At 68.0% G+C, this 18,264-nt stretch carries 19 protein-coding genes; 9 read left to right on the forward strand and 10 right to left on the reverse strand.

Annotated features, from left to right (window positions below):
• The first annotated feature begins 55 nt into the window (after positions 1 to 55).
• The 5 genes from AC1DGI_RS04560 to AC1DGI_RS04580 all read left to right on the forward strand — a co-directional run bounded on the left by AC1DGI_RS04560 (position 56) and on the right by AC1DGI_RS04580 (position 5,086).
• Positions 56 to 1,384: an MFS transporter gene (locus tag AC1DGI_RS04560; protein WP_476897927.1), complete on the forward strand. Its 1,329-nt coding sequence runs from the start codon at positions 56 to 58 to the stop codon at positions 1,382 to 1,384.
• A 127-nt stretch (positions 1,385 to 1,511) separates the two neighbouring features.
• The gene (locus AC1DGI_RS04565) at positions 1,512 to 2,108 is read left to right on the forward strand and encodes a TetR/AcrR family transcriptional regulator (protein WP_476897928.1); all 597 of its coding nucleotides are present in this window, start codon (positions 1,512 to 1,514) and stop codon (positions 2,106 to 2,108) included.
• 234 nt (positions 2,109 to 2,342) lie between these two features.
• The gene (locus AC1DGI_RS04570) at positions 2,343 to 3,542 is read left to right on the forward strand and encodes an NAD(P)-dependent malic enzyme (RefSeq protein ID WP_476897955.1); all 1,200 of its coding nucleotides are present in this window, start codon (positions 2,343 to 2,345) and stop codon (positions 3,540 to 3,542) included.
• A gap of 35 nt (positions 3,543 to 3,577) precedes the next feature.
• Complete coding sequence (locus tag AC1DGI_RS04575) at positions 3,578 to 4,078, forward strand: DUF456 domain-containing protein (RefSeq protein WP_476897929.1); 501 nt, start codon at positions 3,578 to 3,580, stop codon at positions 4,076 to 4,078.
• Positions 4,079 to 4,120: 42 nt separating this feature from the next.
• Complete coding sequence (locus AC1DGI_RS04580) at positions 4,121 to 5,086, forward strand: hypothetical protein (RefSeq protein ID WP_441403642.1); 966 nt, start codon at positions 4,121 to 4,123, stop codon at positions 5,084 to 5,086.
• A 30-nt stretch (positions 5,087 to 5,116) separates the two neighbouring features.
• Here AC1DGI_RS04580 and AC1DGI_RS04585 read toward each other — a convergent pair whose 3' ends face one another.
• Entirely contained in the window at positions 5,117 to 5,767 is a 651-nt protein-coding gene (locus AC1DGI_RS04585; RefSeq protein WP_476897930.1) for a LysE family translocator, read from the reverse strand.
• Between the two features lie 108 nt (positions 5,768 to 5,875).
• On the opposite strand from AC1DGI_RS04585, the gene AC1DGI_RS04590 reads away from it, so the two are divergent.
• On the forward strand, positions 5,876 to 6,331 hold the full coding sequence (locus AC1DGI_RS04590; protein WP_441400658.1) for an Lrp/AsnC family transcriptional regulator: 456 nt from the start codon (positions 5,876 to 5,878) through the stop codon (positions 6,329 to 6,331).
• A 22-nt stretch (positions 6,332 to 6,353) separates the two neighbouring features.
• Here the strand turns inward: AC1DGI_RS04590 and AC1DGI_RS04595 are convergent, their stop codons facing one another.
• Complete coding sequence (locus AC1DGI_RS04595; RefSeq protein ID WP_441400660.1) at positions 6,354 to 6,818, reverse strand: Lrp/AsnC family transcriptional regulator; 465 nt, start codon at positions 6,816 to 6,818, stop codon at positions 6,354 to 6,356.
• A 321-nt stretch (positions 6,819 to 7,139) separates the two neighbouring features.
• Here AC1DGI_RS04595 and gluQRS point away from each other — a divergent pair, with 321 nt between their 5' ends.
• Together gluQRS and AC1DGI_RS04605 are read left to right on the forward strand one after the other, a co-directional pair.
• Entirely contained in the window at positions 7,140 to 8,036 is an 897-nt protein-coding gene (gene gluQRS / locus AC1DGI_RS04600; RefSeq protein ID WP_476897931.1) for a tRNA glutamyl-Q(34) synthetase GluQRS, read from the forward strand.
• A 9-nt stretch (positions 8,037 to 8,045) separates the two neighbouring features.
• Positions 8,046 to 8,663, forward strand: a complete 618-nt coding sequence (locus tag AC1DGI_RS04605) for an HD domain-containing protein (protein ID WP_441400663.1) — start codon at positions 8,046 to 8,048, stop codon at positions 8,661 to 8,663.
• On the opposite strand, the gene AC1DGI_RS04610 is transcribed toward AC1DGI_RS04605, so the two are convergent.
• From AC1DGI_RS04610 to AC1DGI_RS04645, 8 genes are all read right to left on the reverse strand, one after another.
• The gene (locus AC1DGI_RS04610) at positions 8,664 to 9,983 is read right to left on the reverse strand and encodes an ATP-binding protein (protein ID WP_441400665.1); all 1,320 of its coding nucleotides are present in this window, start codon (positions 9,981 to 9,983) and stop codon (positions 8,664 to 8,666) included. It abuts the gene before it with no gap.
• A 72-nt stretch (positions 9,984 to 10,055) separates the two neighbouring features.
• Positions 10,056 to 11,648, reverse strand: a complete 1,593-nt coding sequence (locus AC1DGI_RS04615) for an amino acid permease (RefSeq protein WP_476897932.1) — start codon at positions 11,646 to 11,648, stop codon at positions 10,056 to 10,058.
• A 27-nt stretch (positions 11,649 to 11,675) separates the two neighbouring features.
• A complete protein-coding gene (locus AC1DGI_RS04620; RefSeq protein WP_441400669.1) occupies positions 11,676 to 13,088 on the reverse strand; it encodes an aspartate ammonia-lyase in 1,413 nt (470 codons plus the stop codon).
• Positions 13,089 to 13,096: 8 nt separating this feature from the next.
• Positions 13,097 to 14,140 (reverse strand): asparaginase, encoded by a 1,044-nt coding sequence (locus AC1DGI_RS04625; protein ID WP_441400671.1) that lies wholly within the window; start codon positions 14,138 to 14,140, stop codon positions 13,097 to 13,099.
• A gap of 55 nt (positions 14,141 to 14,195) precedes the next feature.
• Complete coding sequence (locus AC1DGI_RS04630) at positions 14,196 to 14,903, reverse strand: FadR/GntR family transcriptional regulator (protein ID WP_476897933.1); 708 nt, start codon at positions 14,901 to 14,903, stop codon at positions 14,196 to 14,198.
• 55 nt (positions 14,904 to 14,958) lie between these two features.
• A complete protein-coding gene (locus AC1DGI_RS04635; RefSeq protein WP_476897934.1) occupies positions 14,959 to 15,915 on the reverse strand; it encodes an L-lactate dehydrogenase in 957 nt (318 codons plus the stop codon).
• Positions 15,916 to 15,936: 21 nt separating this feature from the next.
• Positions 15,937 to 16,680: a glucose 1-dehydrogenase gene (locus AC1DGI_RS04640; protein WP_441403590.1), complete on the reverse strand. Its 744-nt coding sequence runs from the start codon at positions 16,678 to 16,680 to the stop codon at positions 15,937 to 15,939.
• A gap of 166 nt (positions 16,681 to 16,846) precedes the next feature.
• On the reverse strand, positions 16,847 to 17,464 hold the full coding sequence (locus tag AC1DGI_RS04645) for a uracil-DNA glycosylase family protein (protein WP_476897935.1): 618 nt from the start codon (positions 17,462 to 17,464) through the stop codon (positions 16,847 to 16,849).
• A 333-nt stretch (positions 17,465 to 17,797) separates the two neighbouring features.
• On the opposite strand from AC1DGI_RS04645, the gene AC1DGI_RS04650 reads away from it, so the two are divergent.
• Positions 17,798 to 18,223 (forward strand): hypothetical protein, encoded by a 426-nt coding sequence (locus AC1DGI_RS04650; RefSeq protein ID WP_476897936.1) that lies wholly within the window; start codon positions 17,798 to 17,800, stop codon positions 18,221 to 18,223.
• Positions 18,224 to 18,264 lie beyond the last annotated feature (41 nt).

Raw genomic sequence — 18,264 nt, forward strand, 5'->3', positions numbered from 1 at the left:
TAGTCTGGGCGCACACGGATTATCAGCTTCAGACAACAGTTCCGGGGGGAACCAAATGAGTCTGTCCGATCGACCCGGAGCCGTCCCGGTCCCTGCGGCCGGCGGCCGAGACGCCGCGGGCGGCTCACCGGCAGGCTCCGCTCCGGCCCTTGCCGAGCCGGAGCGCCGGGTCCGCCCGGTCTGGACCGCGGGCGTGGTCCTGGTCAACCTGGGCATCAACGCGGCTTTCTTCGGCCCGCTCCAGGTGCTCCTCGGCCAGCAGGCCGCGGCATTCAACGAAGGCGAAAAGGAAGCCATCCTGGCCCTTGTCACCGGCGCCGGAGCGGCGGTGTCACTCGTAGCCAACCCCTTGTTCGGCGCCTTCAGCGACCGCACGGTCGCACGACGGGGACGCCGGGTGCCGTGGGTGCTCTTCGGCGCCGTTCTGGGCGCGGCCGCGCTCGTGGCGCTCGCGGGCGCTCCCAACGTCGCCGTGATGACCATCCTCTGGTGCCTCGTGCAGGCGGGCTGCAACGGGGCCTACGCCGCCATCACCGCCGCCATCCCGGACCGGGTGCCGGTGCCGCAGCGCGGCACGGTGGGCGGCCTGGCCGCGATGGGCCAGACCGCCGGCATCCTGGCCGGTGCCGTGATCGCCGCCGTCGTCTCCGGCAACTTCGCGCTCGGTTACGTCGTCTGCGCCGCGGCGCTGCTGGCCGGCGTCGTGCTGTATTTCTTCCAAAACGACGACGTCGCGCTGCCGCGGACCAGCCGGCCGCCCTTCAAACTGGCCGAATTTGCCCGGGGTTTCTGGATCTCCCCGGCCCGGCACCCCGATTTCGCTTGGGCCTGGCTGACACGGCTGCTTGTGAACATCGGCAACCACATGGTGACGCTCTACCTGCTGTTCTTCCTCACCGATGCCGTGCGCCTGCCGGAGGCGCAGGGGATCGGTGCGGAGCTGGGAGTTCTGATCCTGACCGGTCTGTACGCGGTCATGGTGATCATCACGAGCATGATCGGCGGCCGGCTCAGCGACCGGATGGGCCGGCGCAAGCCGCTCGTCATTCTCTCCTCGGTCGTCATCGCTGCGGCCGCCCTGATCCTGGCCTTCGTCCCGACCTGGCCCGGCGCCCTGATCGGAGCCTCGGTGCTGGGCATCGGCTTCGGTTCCTACCTGGCGGTGGACTTCGCCCTGATCACCGAGGTCCTGCCCACGGCGCTAAACCGGGGCAAGGATCTGGGGGTCATCAACATCGCCAATTCACTGCCCCAGGTGATCGCACCGCTCATCGCCTACCCCTTCGTGGCGCTGTGGGGCGGATACGTTTCGCTGTACCTCGCGGCCGCGGCGATAGGCCTGCTCGGGGCAGTCTTCGTCGTGAAGATCAAGAGCGTGGACTAGCGTTTCGGGAAGGCCGTTTGACTGGCAAACAGCCCCCCGGGGTGCCGTATAGTGGACGGCATTGCCGCGGCAGCGCTGTGGATCATCCCTCCCGGCTGCCGAGAAAATCAACCCCGGAACGCTGCTGATGCCTGAATTCCCTTCGGACCTTCCACCGATGGCCCCGCCGCCCACCCTGCCCCGGCAGCGGCGGCGCTACGCCCGGATACTCGACGCCGCTGCCGGCTTTGCCCGCAAGGGCCTGGACTCCGTCGTGCTCTCCGAGGTCGCGGCCAAAGCGGACGTGCCGCTCGGCACGCTTTACCGCTATTTCCCCTCCCCGACCCAGCTGATGCTGGCCCTCTACCGCAAGCAGCTCAGCGAACTGCACCTGGGCGAGTGGCCGGCGGGCGCCGAGGTTCCCGCGCACGCGCTGGTGGGCGCGGTGATGGAAATCTTTCATATGCGCCTCATGCAGCCGGCCGTGGAGCAGTGCCTGAACCGCGTGGTTTACGCGAAAGACACGGACACCACGCGGCTGCTGCGGGACATCGACGCCACCGCGGAGAAGGCAGTGACCGCGCTGAGCGGCGACGCCGCCGTCTCGCGGGTCCTGCTGCTCACCGTCACCGGCCTGGTCCAGTCCGTCCGCTGCCGCAGGCTTTCGCTCTTCGAAGCCGAGGAAGACTTGAAGAAGGCGTGCTCGCTGCTCGCCGAGGGCCGTCAGGCCTCCCGGGTGGTCTAGACCAGTTACCGGAATGTGTCCGGCCGAATCTTCGCTGCGGATCGCCGGTGTTTATCATGGCGGAACAGGAAACGGCGCCAGCGCCAGCACTTCTGGGAGCTTCACGGCAGGCGGCCCGCCACCCCGGGCCCGCCCCGGAGCTCCCTCCAGACCATCTTGGGCACGCCAGTGCCCAAGCAGCCAAGTGCCGTGTGCCCACGGTGAGCCTCAGGAGACAACGACGTGTCCATCGAAATGATCAATCCCGCCCACCCCACTTCCCCCAACGCGCCGGCAGCAGCGCTCAGCGACGAGGAAATCTTCGCGTCCCACCAGGGCGGCAAGCTGTCGATTGCCAGCACCGTTCCGCTCGCCAGCAAGCGCGACCTGTCCATTGCCTATACGCCCGGCGTCGCACAGGTCAGCCGTGCCATCGCGGCCAACCCGGACCTGGCCAAAACCCTCACCTGGGCCCAGCGCCTGGTGGTCGTGGTCAGCGACGGCACCGCCGTGCTGGGCCTCGGCAACATCGGGGCCAGCGCCTCGCTGCCCGTCATGGAAGGCAAGTCCGCCCTCTTCAAGACGTTCGGCGAGCTCGACTCCATCCCGCTGGTGCTCAACACCACCGACGTCGACGAGATCGTGGAGACGCTGGTCCGGCTGCGCCCCAGCTTCGGCGCGGTCAACCTCGAGGACGTTTCGGCGCCGCGCTGCTTCGAACTCGAGGAAAAGCTGATCGAGGCCCTCGACTGCCCGGTCATGCACGATGACCAGCACGGCACCGCCGTCGTCGTCCTGGCAGCACTCACCAATGCCGCCAAGGTGACCAACCGCGCCCTGGCAGGGCTCAAGGTGGTGGTGTCCGGTGCCGGTGCCGCCGGAATCGCCGTCGCCGAAATCCTGCTGACCGCCGGCATCGACGACGTCGTGCTGCTGGACTCCCGCGGCGTGATCAACCGGGACCGCGCGGACATCGCCGCAGATAGCGGCAGCAAGAAGGCAGACATCGCCGGCCGCAGCAACCCCCGCGGCATCAGTGGCGGACCCGGCGAGGCGCTCCTCGGCGCGGACGTCTTCATCGGCGTCTCCTCCTCAAAGCTGGACGAAGAGCACCTCAAGCTGATGAACCAGGACGCCATTGTGTTCGCGCTCTCCAATCCGGATCCCGAAGTGCTGCCTGAGGTGGCCGTAAAGTACGCCGCCGTCGTGGCCACTGGGCGCAGCGACTTCCCGAACCAGATCAACAACGTGCTGGCGTTCCCCGGCATCTTCCGCGGAGCGCTCGACGCCGGGGCCCGCCGGATCACCCCGGCGATGAAGCTGGCCGCGGCCCGCGCCATCGCCGAACTGGCCGAGGCTGACCTCTCTGCCGACTACATCGTGCCGAGCCCGCTGGACCCGCGTGTCGCCCCGGCCGTCTCGGCCGCCGTTGCCGCGGCAGTGGAGGCGCAGTAACAGGTCAGCGCCGGAGCCAACCCTAGACTGGGGGCATGAACCCCGGAACCGTCGTGACTGTCCTCTGCGGCCTGGCCATCCTGGTAGGCGTGGCGGGCATCATCATCCCGGTGCTGCCCGGCAGCGTCCTCATCGGCCTTAGCCTGCTGGCATGGGCGCTCTGGGGTGGTGCAGGAACTGCCGGCTGGGTGGTCTTTGGCATAGGCGTGGCCTTTGTGCTGGCGGGAATGACGGCCGGCGCCGTGCTCACCGGACGCAAGCTCAGGAAACACCGGATTCCCAGCCGTAGCGTGGTGACCGGGCTCTTCTTCGGAGGGGTGGGCATGTTTCTCATCCCGGTGGTGGGTCTGTTTGTGGGTTTCGCAGCCGGCCTTCTGCTCAGCGAATCCCACCGGACTCGCGATTTCCGGACCGCTGTAAAGACCAGTTGGGCGGCCTTGAAAGCCACCGGCCTGGGCATGCTGGCGGAGTTCGGCCTGGCCTGCCTGGCTGCGAGTACCTGGGTGATCGGCGTCTGGGTGGCTGCGGCCAGTTAGCCCTTCCAGCGGCCGCCAAGCGTGCCCTACTAGCATGGAACAATGAGCGCCGGACAGCCCGCAGGACCCATCTATCGCGATACCCGCGACCTCACCCCGTTCGGCAGTCCGCAGGTCCGCACGCCGGTGCGGGACCTTGCAGGCGGGGTCGGCGGAATCCTGCACACCGCCCTGGGCGGCCGGAACGGGGCGCTGCTCGGCGTGGATGGTGCCATCCCCCGGCTAAAGCTGATCACCGGGAGAGCGGCCAAGGCGGTGTACGAGGCGATCTTCCACAACACGGACCCCAACCAGTTGATCTCCACGGGCCGCGCCAACCCCGGCTGGGCCGGGCTCTGTTACGTGATGGCCGGTCTCATGGCGCACAAGCAGGGTAGCTACCTGCGGGCCTCGGAGCTCCTCCAGCGGGGCCTCACCACCAGGAACGACGACGACGCCAACCAGTTCGCGTCCGGCTATCTGACCCGTTTGGTCACCCGGGTCGAAGTGGCCGAGCGCATCGAGGTTCCGGTTCTCTTCAGCGAGGAAGCAGTGTTCCTGGCGCTGGCGCACTCCCTGCGGGAGACCGGCAACCTCGAGGCGGCGCTGCAGACCGTGAGCTCGCTTCCGCCGTCGCTGCCCGCGGCACTGGCCCGGTGCTCGGTGGCCTTCTCATTGGGCCGGGACAAGGAGGTGGCGGTCTGGACGGAAGGGCTGCTGAACGCCGATGACCTCTCCGCAGCACTCCTGTTGATCCGCGCCCGGTCACTGCGCCGCCTTGGTGCCGCTGCAGCCGCCCAGGCGGCATTGAAGGAGGTTCTTCGCCGGCGGAAGACCCACCTGGCGCTCCGCAACGATGCCCTCACGGACCGCGCCCTGCTGCTGCTGGACAACGGCCGCAAATCACTGAATCCCCGCGACTGGCTGCGTGGCCGTCCTGCCGAGCTCGAAACCTTCGACGTCATCCGCAAGGACGTGGAAGAACGCAGGCTCTGGGAACAGGAATGGAAGCAGCTGAACCGGGAGTGATCGCTGCAGGCGGAGGTTGCAGGGCTGCCGTCAGGCCATGCTCGCGACCACCGGCACCAGCTGCTCGGCCAGCAGCACCACGCCCAGGGCAATCATGATGAGCCCGCTGGCCAGCGTGACCCGCCGTGCGGCTCCGGGCCGGGAGTGCAGGAGCTTGCGGGCCAGCAACGCCACGCAGGTGTAAACGACCGCCACCATCAGCACGAACGTCAGGCCCAGGAGGGCCGACTGCAGCGGCACCGACAACGATGCCTCGGGGCTGACGAACTGCGGAACCAGGGCGACGAAGAAGAGCAGGCCCTTCGGGTTGATGCCGCTGGTACCCACGCCTTGCAGGAAGACGCGGAACTGGTTGGCCTGCAGCTGCGATCCGCCGGCGCCTTGCGCGCCAAAACTGGCCCCCCGCCAGGACCGCGCGGTGCTGATGCCAAGCCAGAGCAGGTAAGCGGCGCCCGCGACCGTGAGCCAGCCGAGGAGCCCCGGCAGCCGGGTGATTACCGCGGCCAGCCCCGCGGCCAGCAGCGCGGTGTGGACGACGTAACCGCCGCACAGGCCGGCCACGGCGGGTGCGAAGCTGCGTTCCCTGAGCCCGGCCGAGATGGAATAGGCCCAGTCCACGCCCGGGGTGCAGGCGAGGGCGACGGCCACGCCGATAAAGGCAAGGAAAAGCTGGGGGTTCACGGCGGGATCTCCTGGGTAGTGCGGCTACAGGTATAAGCCTAGGAATTTTCGGCGGATAAGTGCTTACCGATTTCGCTAGGATTCGCGCGTTCGCGGTAAGATCCTTGCGTGATCGACCACATTGACAGAAGTATTTTGCGCTACCTTCGCGAAGACGGGAGGATCACCGCCACCGCCCTCGCGGCGAAGGTCGGGCTCACCGTGGCGCCCTGCCACCGCAGGCTCCGCGAACTGGAGGCCTCCGGCGTCATCCGCGGCTACCGCGCTGACATCGACCCGGCCGCCGTCGGCCTCGGCTTCGAGGCGATCGTCTTCGTCACGCTGCGGCAGGTGGACCGCGGCACCATGGAGATCTTCGAGAACCGGGTCGCCGCGAACCCGAACATCGTCGAGGCCCAGCGGTTGTTCGGCAAACCCGACTATCTGCTCAAGGTCATCGCCGAGGACCTTCCGGCCTACCAACGCTTTTACGATGCCGAGCTGACTTCGCTGCCCGGGGTCGAGCGGCTGACCTCGACGCTGGTGATGAAGAGCCTCAAGGCCAACGCCGGACCCCCGGTCTGACCCGTCGGCCCGAGCCGGGCGCTCAGCCGCCGAGCAGCCCCGTGGTCCGGTAGGGGATGACCTCGCGCAGGAACATGCTGGTGGACGTCCGCACGATTCCCGGGCAGAGCCGGATTTCCTCGGAAACACGGTAGAGGTCATCCGGACTGGTGGCCACCACCCGGATCAGCAGGTCGGTGTCGCCCGCAGGCGCGTGGCACTCCAGGACCTCCGGGATCTTCCGGAGCGCGGCGATCGCTTCATTCAGGTGGCTCTGGTCCAGTTCAGCGCTGACGGCCGCCGCCACGCCACGGCCCAGCGCGGACGGCAGCACCCGGCTGCTGTTGGGCCGGAGCGCGCCCGACGCTGTCATCCGCTCCAGCCGGGACTGGACGGTGCCGCGGGCCAGGCCGAGCTTCTGGGCCAGCACCATGATCGGCATCCTCGAGTCCGCGTCCAGGGCTAGGAGGATCCGCCGATCCGTCGCGTCGAGCTGCAATCTGACCACTTCCTGCTCGTCATGTCGGCGTTTGTTGGTCAGTCTGACCAGCCGAGGGAACGTCCGTTGCACCAACTGTAGGACTACTGCTCAAATAGTGGCAACACAGGATGCGGGCCACCGCCGGCATCCGAAGGCTACAGATCCCCCGGTACACCTCCCGGACCCTGGATGAGGCCCCCGCAAGGAGCCCGCCGCTGATTGACTCTTGTTCACGCATCGTCTTTCCGCACACCCATTACGGCAAGAGCCCCTGAGCCACCGACGTCGGATCTTCCGAAGTCATCGGTGGCTGAGGGGCTCTTGTGTTGCCCGGCATAGGCTGGTGCCATGACAACCGCCGGACGCTTCGCCCCCAGCCCCTCCGGGGAGCTTCACGTGGGCAATCTCCGCACGGCCATCCTCGCCTGGCTTTTCGCGCGGTCCACGGGCCGGCGCTTCCTGCTGCGGGTCGAGGATTTGGACCGGGCCCGCGCGGGGGCCGAGGCGGAGCAGCTCCGCGATCTGGCGGCGATCGGTGTGAGCTGGGACGGCGGCGTCGTCCRCCAAACGGACCGTAAGCCCCTGTATGAGGCAGCCATCCAGCGGTTGACCGATGCCGGACGGAGCTATGAATGCTTCTGCACCCGCCGCGAAATCCAGGAGGCGCCGTCGGCACCGCACGCTCCCCAGGGCGCGTATCCGGGCACCTGCCGGAACTTGGGCGACACCGAGCGTGCCGCCAGGCGCGCCATCCGGCCGGCGGCGCTCCGGCTCCGCGCCGACGTTGCGGAGGCGACGGTGCACGACGTCCTGCACGGCAGCTTCACCGGGGCGGTGGACGACTTTGTGCTGCGCCGCAACGACGGCGTCACCGCGTACAACCTGGCCGTGGTGGTGGACGACGCCGCGCAGGGCATCGACCAAGTGGTCCGCGGCGACGACCTGCTGCCGTCCACCCCGCGGCAGGCCTACCTGGCCTCGCTCTTAGATATTCCCGTTCCGGAATATGCGCATGTGCCGCTGGTCCTGAACGCCGACGGCGCCCGGCTGGCCAAGCGGGACGGCGCCGTCACGCTTGCCGACCTCGCCGCCGCCGGAGTCACTGTGGACCGGGTACGCGACGCGCTGTTGGCCTCGCTGGGCCTGCCGCCCGGTCCCCTCGAGCAGGCGCTCGCCGTCTTCGATCCGGCGGCCCTGCCGCGGGAGGCGTGGGTGTGGCCCGGGATGGGCGCGCGTGACGCGTAGGCTGGAATCATGTCAGAACCAGAGTTCATGGAAGCGCGCGGCCCGGAGCCCCGCTTCACCGTCGAGACGGCGAAGGTCCTCGCCGAGGTGGCCCACAACCGGCAGAAGGATAAGCTCAAGCGGCCTTACCGCGAGCACGTGATCGCCGTCGGCGATGCGCTGGCTGACTTCGATGACGACATCCAGATCGCGGGTTACCTGCATGACATCGCGGAGGACACCCCGATGACGCGGCAGGCGCTGCTGGACATGGGCATTTCCGAGCGGGCCGTGGACATCATCGAGCGGGTCACTAAGCGGTTCCACGAAAACCCGGACGACTACGCCGCCGGCATCCGCTACATCGCCGAGGACCACGACGCGACCCTGGTCAAAATCGCTGACAATGCGCACAATTCACTGCCCGAGCGGGTCCAAGCGCTGGCCGAGAAGTGGCCGGACAAACCGCCGGTCACCCGCTACGACGACGCCCGGCCGGTGCTGTACGCGGCCGTCCCGGTGGAGGAAACCCGCAAGATCCTGGCCCGGATCAACCCGTGGCTGCTGGAAGAGCTCGACAACATGCTCGACGAGGCCGACGACACCGACTACGAAAACCTCCGCTACGACGACGCGGCCGAGGACTAGCTAGACGCGGCCCAGGAGGTCGATGTCCTCGAGGAATTGCTGGTGGACTTCTTCGCTGACGGTGGTCCGGGTGTCCGCAATGGCATCGAGGTAGTCCTGCGTCGCGGGGCCCTTCCGGACGGCATCCCGGAGGGAAGCGCCGTCGGACGCGCCGCCGTCCCTGTCCATTCCGTAAACGGCGTTCTCCATTGCCCGCTGGGAGGCGCTCCGGGCCGCATATTCGATGTCCGCGGGGGAGAAGCCCTCGGTGCGGTCCACCAGCAGTTCCACGTCCACGTCGTCCACCACGGTGGCGGGGATGAAGCGCTGCCACATGGCCTCACGGGCCAGGCGGTCCGGCAGGCCGATCGGGATGACGTAGTCGAAGCGGCCGTGGCGCAGGAATGCGGAGTCCAGCGCGCGGATGAAGTTGGTGGCGCAGACCAGCAGCCGGCCGGGCTGTTCGCGGAACGCCGGGATGATCTTGAGCAGTTCGTTGGTGACGCCCTGCAGCGGCGACGGCGGGTCGCCGGCGCGCTGCGAGGCGATCTCCTCCACCTCGTCGATGAAGACGACGGCGTGCTCCAGCTCGGCGATCTCGAGGAAAGTCTCGCGTAGGGCCCCCGCAAGGCCCAGCGGGTCGGAGGCAAGCCGGGAGGGAAAGACCTCCACGAACGGCCACTCCAGCCGGGACGCAATCGCCTTGGCGAAGGTCGTCTTCCCGGTGCCGGGCGGGCCGAACAGGACGACGGCGCGCGGCGGGACGACACCGTACTCGTCGGCGAGGTCGGCTTCGGCCAGCGGCAGCACGAGGCGGCGCTCGAGCAGTTCCTTCTCGTTGTGCATGCCGGCGACATTTTCCCAGAGATCGCGGGCCAGGATCCGGCCGCCCAGCTGGCCGAGCGGTTCGAGTTCCTGGCGCTGGACCGGGATCTGGCGTTCGAAGTAGCGCAGGTTTTTCTTCAGCACGAAGCCGCGGCCCAGGAAGGCCTCGACGCGGGTTTCGGACTCCGGCATGAGCGCGGAGAGCTTGTTCAGTCCGTGGGGGGCCATCCGGCTTTCGACGGCGGCCAGCAGCGAGGTGCCGATGCCCCGGCCGCGGAACTCGGGGAGGGTGGCCAGGAAGACGATCCAGCCCTGGTCGTGCGCGGCGCGGCCGACGGCGGCGCCCACCACCTGGTCGCCCAGCACCGCAACCACGGCGTGATCCTTTTCGCAGGAGGCGAGGACCTCGGAGAGGGCGTAGACCGGCTCGACATTGGTGGCCTTGAGGGATTCCCAGAGGTGCAGAATGCCGTCCAGGTCGGCCGAGTGGAAATCCCTGATCCGCCAGTTGGTCATGTGGTGTCTCCCGGGTGGTTCGTCGTTGAGCCAGGTGGAACTGTCCCTCCGAGCTTAGGCGATCGTGGCGGGTTAGGTCGGGTCGCCGCCGGATCCGAGGCCGGGACGGTTGGCCACCAGCGGGGCCGGTCCGGTGAACCCGTCACGCACCGCGGCGATCTCCAGGATGCGGTGCTTGCAGAGCCGCCAGCCGATCATCAGTAGCGGAATGATGACCACCAGGGACGCGATGGTCCAGGTGCCCACCGGCGAATCGAACGCCATGAGGACCAGCACTGCCAGCAGGAACGCCAGCGTGATCCATCCGGTGACGGGTGCGCCGGGCATCCGGAAGGCCGGCCGGAGAAGCTCCCCGCGGGCTGCGAGCCGGGCCAGCTGCATCTGGCAGAGGACGATCATGGCCCAGCTGCTGATGATGCCCAGCGAGGCGACGTTGAGCACGATCTCGAAGGCTTCGGCTGGCACCAGGGCGTTGAGGACGACGCCGAGGACGGCGACGCCGGCGGTCAGGGCGATGCCGCCATAGGGCACACCGGACTTGTTCATCCGGGCCGCGAATTTTGGCGCCGAGCCGGAGACGGACATGGACCGCATGATCCGCCCGGTGGAGTAGAGGCCGGCGTTGAGGGAGGACAGCGCCGCGGTCAGGACCACGAGGTTCATGATGGCATCGACGCCGTCGACCCCGATGGAGCCGAAGAAGGTCACGAACGGGCTCTCGCCGGCCTTGTAGGAGCTGTAGGGCAGCAGCAGCGACAGCAGGACCAGGGAACCGACGTAGAAGACCGCGATCCGCACGATCACAGTGTTGATGGCCCGCGGCATGATCTTTTCCGGGTTTTCCGTCTCGCCGGCGGCGGTGCCGATCAGCTCGATGGAGGCATAGGCGAACACGACGCCCTGCATCACCACGACGGCGGGCAGGATGCCGTTCGGGAAGAAGCCGCCGTTGTCCGCGATCAGGCTGAAACCGACCTCTTGGCCCGGAACGGGGGTGCCGAAGATGACGAAGTAGATGCCGACGGCCAGGAAGGACAAGAGAGCGACCACCTTGATCAGCGCGAACCAGAACTCCATTTCACCGAACACCTTGACGCTGATCAGGTTCAGGACCAGGACCAGGATCAGGGCCGCCAGGGCCCACACCCACTGCGGCACGTCGGCGATGGGCGCCCAGTATTTCTTGAAGAAGTTCATGTAAAGCGCGACGGCGGTGATGTCCACGATCGCTGTCATCGCCCAGTTCAGCCAGTACAGCCAGCCGGTGACGAAGGCGGCCTTCTCGCCGAAGAATTCCCGGGCGTACGACACGAAGGACCCCGACGACGGCCGGTGCATCACGAGCTCGCCGAGGGCCCGCAGGATCATGAACGCGAAGAACCCACAGATGGCGTAGCTGATGATCAGCGCTGGACCAGCGGTGGCCAGCCGGCCGCCGGCGCCCATGAACAGTCCGGTCCCGATCGCACCGCCAATCGCGATCATCTGCACCTGCCGCGGCTTCAACCCCTTGTGGTAGCCCTGGTCTTCGGCGCGTAGCGCCGCCTCGGAGGCGTGGGCGTGGAGGGGGACGGTGTGGTCCGTGACTTTGTGGTCCGTAATGGACGGGTGCTGCTGTGTCTGGTCGGGCTGTTTTTGGGCGCGGGCTGTTCCGGGAGCTGTCATGGTGGGTCCTTTGGGGTTCGGAGTGCGCTATTTGCTCAAGTTGGCCAGGCGCTGCGGGCTGAGGAGGTCCGTGAGCTGCTCGGCGGTGAGCAGCCCGTGTTCGAGGACGAGTTCCCCGACCCCCTTGCCGGTGGCGAGGGCTTCCTGGGCGATGGCGGTGGCGGTGGCGTAACCCAGGTGCGGGTTCAGCGCGGTGACCAGGCCGATGGACTGCTCCACGGTTAGGCGGAGCCGTTCGGTATTTGCGGTGATGCCCCGGACACAGCGGGCCGTGAAGGTGCGGCAGGCGGCTTCCAGGTGGGAGATGCTCTTGTGGAGGCTGTGGACGATGATCGGTTCAAAGGCGTTGAGCTGCAGCTGGCCTGCCTCGGCGGCCATGGTGATCGTGACGTCGTTGCCGATGACCTCGTAGGCCACCTGGCTGACCACCTCGGGGATGACCGGGTTGATCTTGCCGGGCATGATCGAGGAGCCGGACTGCACCGCGGGAAGGTTGATCTCGCCGAGCCCGGCGCGCGGGCCGGAGGAGAGCAGCCGCAGGTCGTTGCAGATTTTGGAGAGTTTCACGGCGACCCGCTTGAGCACGCCGGAGAGGTGCACGAAAGCGCCGACGTCCTGGGTGGCTTCGATCAGGTCCACCGCGGTGACCAAGGGCAGGCCGGTGATCTCGGCCAGGTGGCGGCAGGCGGCCTCCGCGTAGCCTGCCGGGGCGTTCAGGCCGGTGCCGATCGCGGTGGCGCCGAGGTTGATTTCGTGGATCAGCAGGTCCGCTTCGGCCAGCCGCAGCCGGTCTTCGCCGATGGTCACGGCGTATGTGCCGAACTCCTGGCCGAGGGTCATGGGGACGGCGTCCTGCAGCTGGGTGCGTCCCATCTTGACCACCGTCCGGAACTCCATGGCCTTGGCGGCGAAGGCGTCCTCCAGTTCGGTGAGGGCGTCGAGCAGTTCCCGGGCGGCGAAGATCGTGCCGAGCTTGACCGCCGTGGGGTACACGTCGTTCGTGGACTGGCTGAGGTTGACATGGTCATTGGGGTGCAGCTGGGCGTAGTCGCCCTTCGGGTAGCCCAGAATTTCCAAGGCCCGGTTGGCGATGACCTCGTTGGCGTTCATGTTCGACGACGTTCCGGCGCCGCCCTGAATGACATCCACCACGAATTGCTCGCTGAGCTTGCCGCTCATGACGTCAGTGCAGGCTTCCTCGATGGCTTCTGCGCGGCGGGCGTCGAGCAGTCCAAGTTCATGGTTGGTGCGGACGGCGGCCAGCTTGACGGCGGCGAGCCCGCGGACCAGGTACATGTTGGAGGAGAGCGGTTGCCCGGTGATCGGGAAATTTTCCACTGCCCGGAGGGTGTGGACGCCCCAATAGGCGTCGGCGGGCACGTCCCGGTCGCCCAAGAGGTCATGTTCCGAGCGGAAGTCGGTGGTTTCGGAGGAGGTCATCGCGTTCCTTAGCGGTCGTCGGGGAAGTGTGAGGAGTCGGGGAAACCGAGAAAGTCGGTGACCTGCAGCAGGCCGACGGGCCGGCCGCCGCCGAGGACCGGCGTTGCGGCGAGGCGCGCCAGGGGGGCGGGGTCGACGTCGAGCGCTGCGAGGAGCCGAACGGTGACCGGCATCCGGGCACGGTCGCCGCCGTCGGAGATTTTGACGGCGACGGCGCGGCCGTCCGGCAGGCCGACGAGCTGGACGCCCTCGAAGCCGTCCTTGGCGAGCAGGCCCGGCACCAGGCGCATCAGGGCGGTGACGTCGCGGTCCTCGCCCGCCACCATCGCCGGGTGCCGGCGCATGGCACCGGCCACCGCGGCCTCTGCACTGCCGCCGGACGCGCTTGCCGCGGCCAGCTTGCCGAAGGCGCGGGCCATGCCGCCCAGGGTCAGGGCGAACAGCGGGGTGCCGCAGCCATCGGTGGAGGTGCGGTGCGGCGTCTCGCCGGTCAGTTCCACCACGGTCCCGGCCACGAGTTGCTGGAGCGGATGCGCGGGATCCAGGTATCCCCAAACCGACCAGCCGTTGATGACGCAGGTGGCAGCCATCGCCGCGTGCTTACCGGAACAGTTCTGCGCCAGCTGGGTGGCCTGCCCGCCGGCGCGAAGCCACGCCTCGCGCTCGCGGACGCCGTAGGGAAGGTCGGTACTGTTTTCGAGGTCTGCAGGGCCCAGGCCGTGCAGTTCGAGGATGCGCAGGGCGCCGTTGCGGTGGGCGGCGGCGCCGGAGTGGCTGGCCGCGGCGAGGGCGAGCAGCTCCTCGGGCAGGTCAAGGCCGGCGCGGACCATGGCGACGGCCTGCAGTGGCTTCAGGGCGGACCGCGGGTAAAACGGGGTTTGGGGGTCTCCCGCGGACAGCAGCGTGCTGCCGTCCGCGGCGGTGGCGATCACCGATCCATAGTGGACACTCTCGGTCACGCCGTCGCGGGTCTGGGCTGCCACCGGGACGTGCCGCGGCAGCCCGGCCGGGTCCATGGGAGCCGGGGCGAGGGTGAGGGAAGGCGAGGTCATGGTGTCCTTTGCAGGGATAGGTGCGGGTGGATGGTGTGCCCGTCGGTTTGCTGTGTCAGGTTGCGGTGTGGGGGTGCAGGATCGACGCGAGGGCTTCGCCGACGGCGTGCAGGTGCTGGCTCATGGCGACGCGCGCCGTCGCGGCGTCGCCCGCCTCGATTGCTGCCAGGATCCGCCGGTGTTCCTCATCGGAGGCGTGTTGGCGGTCCGCAACCATGTTGAGTGTTTCGGACTGGGACGCCAGCGCGTCACGGATGTCCGCCACGACGTTCTCGAAGACCTTGTTGCGGCTGGCTTTCGCGATCAGGGCGTGAAAGTTTGAGTCCAGTCCCACCCACACCTCGGGATCGTCCTCACCGGCCATCGCTGCCACTATGTCCCTCAGAGTTTCCAGGTCTTCGGTCGAGCGCCGCTCCGCCGCCAGTCCGGCGGCGGGAACCTCGATGTGCGGCCGCGCCTCGGTGAGATCCAGTGCCGAGTACTGGCCAAGGACCAGATCCTTCGCCACATGATCGGCGACGACGAACGTGCCGCGGCCGGTCCGCGTCACGGTAAGCCCCAATGCGGTGCAGGACCGCAGCGCCTCCCGGACCACCGAGCGGCTGACGCCGTACTGCTGGGCGAGGGTGGCCTCGGAGCTGAGCTTGGCGCCGACGCCGAGCTTGCCGGACTCGATATCCGAGCGGAGGACGTTGAAGACGGCTTCGGCGGCGCTGAGGCGGGCCAGCGGTTGTCCGGCTGTCCGGCTGTCTGACAGGTTCACACTTCCAATATGGCAGGGGTCACACTGCGTGTCAACCATTCCGGTTAGATCCCGGTCAGATCCCCAGGGAGGCGAGGCTCTGCCGGAGCGTTTCGGCCGAGTGGTGGAGGGAGGCGCGTTCGCCCTCGTCCATGGGCGTCTCCAGGACCGCGTGCACGCCGCCGCGACCCACGATGCTGGGCAGCGACAGGGCGATGCCGTCGATCCCGTACTGCCCGCTCATCACGGTGGATACCGGCAGGACCGCGTTCTCGGAACGCAGCAGCGCCTCCACGATCCGGGCTCCCGAGAGCCCGATCGCGTAGTTCGTGGCGCCCTTGCCGGCGATCACCTTGTACGCGGCCTGCGTGACTTCGCGGGCCGTCTCGGCGAGGTAGCCGGGCGTAAACATCCGCTCGCCGCCGACCGTCCAGTCGCGGATGGGCACCGGACCGATGGTCGCGCCAGACCAGACTGGGAATTCGGTGTCGCCGTGTTCGCCGACCATGCTGGCGTGGACGCTGCTCACCGACACTCCCGCGGCGTGGGCCAGCAGCCAGCGCAGCCGCGATGTGTCCAGCACGGTGCCGGAGGAGAAGATTCGCGACGTCGGCAGCCCGGTGATCTTCTGCGCGGCGACGGTCAGCACGTCGCACGGATTGGTGACCAGGACGTAGACAGCGTCGGGGGCGTGCGCCAGCAGTTGCGGCAGGAGCTGTTCGAGGATCCGGACGTTGGTGCCGGCCAGGTCCAGCCGGGTCTGGCCCGGTGCCTGTTTCGCTCCGGCGGTGATAACGACGACGTCGGCGCCGTCGGTCACGCTGATGTCCCCGCCGCCGTTGACGGTCGCCGCCGCGGCGGTGAATTGGGTGCCGTGCGCCAGGTCCAGGACTTCGGCCTCGGCCTTGGTCGCGTTGACGTCGAAGAGCGCGACGTGGCTGGCCGATCCGCGGATCAGGGCGGCGTAGGCCAGCGAGGTGCCGACGCTCCCGGCGCCGATGACGGCGAGTTTGGAACCGGACTGTGCGGACATGGGCATCTCCACCGTGGGCGTTCAGCCGGCCGGGGTTGCGACGGTGCCAGCCGTTTCGCCGCCGTCGATGACGAATTCGGCGCCGGTGACAAAGGAGGATTCGTCGCCGGCCAGGTACACGGCCAGGTCCGCGATCTCCGTGGGCTGGCCGATCCGGTGCAGCGGGACGTGGCCGGTGTCGAAGCTCATGCCTTCGGTCATGGGGGTCTGGATGACGCCGGGGTGCACGGAATTGACCCGGGTCCCGTCCCGTCCCAGGTCCAGCGCGGCGCTCTTCGTCAGGCCCCGTACACCGAACTTCGAGGCGGTGTATCCGGCGAGGCCCTCATAGCCGCGAAGGCCCGCGATCGAGGAGACGTTGATGATGGAAGCGGACCCCGCCCTGGCCAGCGCGGGGGCGGCGGCCTTAATGCCGTTGAAGACGCCGGTGAGGTTCACGTCAATGATCCGCGCCCAGTGTTCGTGCGGATACTCGTCGATCCGGCCGAAATTCACGATGCCGGCGTTGTTGACCAGGATGCTGAGGCCGCCGAACGCGGTGACCGCCTCACCGACCGCGGCGTCCCAGTCAGCCGGCTTGGTCACGTCCAGGTGCACGTAACGGACGCGGTCGCCGAGTTCCGCCTGCAGCCGGGCGCCGTCGTCGTCCAGGACGTCGCCGACAACGGCCGCCGCCCCTTCGTCGAGGAAGCGCCGCGCAATGGCTGCGCCGATGCCGCGGGCACCGCCGCTGACCAGGGCGACTTTGCCGTCCAACCGTCCCATGCTGGTCCCTTCCGAGCCTCGACCGTCAGCGCTGCCGGAGTCCGCGACGGGCCGCCGTCATCCAGCGGGCCCTCCCAGCATGGCGGCGGAAGGCCGGGTTGGGCAGGGCCGTTGTGCCCAAGGGCGACGGCACCAGGCGGCCGCCGGCGGCGAAGTCGTGGGTCCCCTAGAGGTGCTGGATCCCGGCCCGCTGCATGGCGTCCTTGTAGACTGCAACGTTCTTGGCCAGGAGTTCCTCCTGCTTGGCCGGCGAGACGGCAAAGGCGCGGCCGCCGAGGGAGGTGGCCTTGTAGATCTTCACGCCGCGGTTTTTGAGCGAAGAGTGGTAGGTCTTTTCGAAGAGCGTCAGAAAGGCGTGGGCGTCGGCCCCGTGCGCGATGACCGCGGAGGTGCGCTTGTTGATCTTCATGAACTGGCGGAAGGGCCGCAGTCCGTCGGTTTTTTCCTGGACGTTCAGGGCGGAGGGCAGCTCGGGGTCACGAACCCAAGGGTAGGCGTTCCACGGCATCACGTAACGCGGGTCAAGCTCGACGGCCTCGTAGATGGAGGTGGCGCGGCGGGCGGCTTCATCGTCGTTGAAATGGGACACGAACCCCGATTCGGTGCCCTTGCCTGGGGCGATGTGGAGAGTGACGATCCGGCACTCGTCCTCATCATGGACGGGGTCGATGTAGGGGACCACGGACCCTGGCTTCTTCTCCATCAGTTCGTCGCAAAGTTGCGTCACGGCCGCGATGTTAGGTTCCTGCAGCAGAGCCTTTTTTTCGTCCCAGTCAATCGTCACGATTTCTCCCTCAGCACTCGGCGTCCAGAATCAGGCGTCTCGCTCCACTCTACGCTTTCGCGCCGGGGGACGTTTTGCGGGCCGTCGCGGGACCCTTGGACCACTAGGCAGGGGCCTCTGGGCCGGCGTACGCTTAAAACGCGCCTGCAGGTAACCACTGATGAAGCCGGGTCGTTCTGGACATGCAAATGTCCGAGCCGTCTCGTAGCGAGATCGCGAAGGTACCTGCAGGTTCTGCATGCAGTAGGTCCGGTGGTCCGATCCCTTTGCCGGTTGGCCGGCTGGCCGTGACTGGGACGAGACTCCCGCGGATTCTGGGGTTAGGCTCGCATCATGAAGCCTCGGGGGATCATCATGCTCGCCGTGGCTGCGCTCGCCGCCCTGCTGGCAGTGCCGTTGTTGTCGGGGCACATTCCGGGAGTGCCGGTGGCGTGCCCGGCTGTCGGCTACACGTATGTGGGCCCGGTAGAGCTTGTCTTCCCCACGCAGCCGACGTCCGTGGCTGCCTGCTTCGGGGACGGCTGCACCCCTCAGCCGGTGACGGCGGGACCGGACGGAAAATGGCTGGTGCCGCAGTCGGCGCCGTACCTGACCCCGCCCGCTAGCGTCACGTCCGTCTCCGTGGAGGCGACCAGCACGTCGGGCGCCCGCGTCTCCCGCGTCCTGCCGATCGAATCGGAATCGACCGGGGAGCACCCTTACGGGCCCGCTTGTGGCGGCCCATTTAGGTTCAAGCCCGTGCAGGTGCCGCTCGGATAAAGAGCCCGACGGCGTCCGCGGGACGCCGCTCTCGTTCCCTA

This window comes from Arthrobacter sp. 05N428_2, assembly GCF_056397065.1.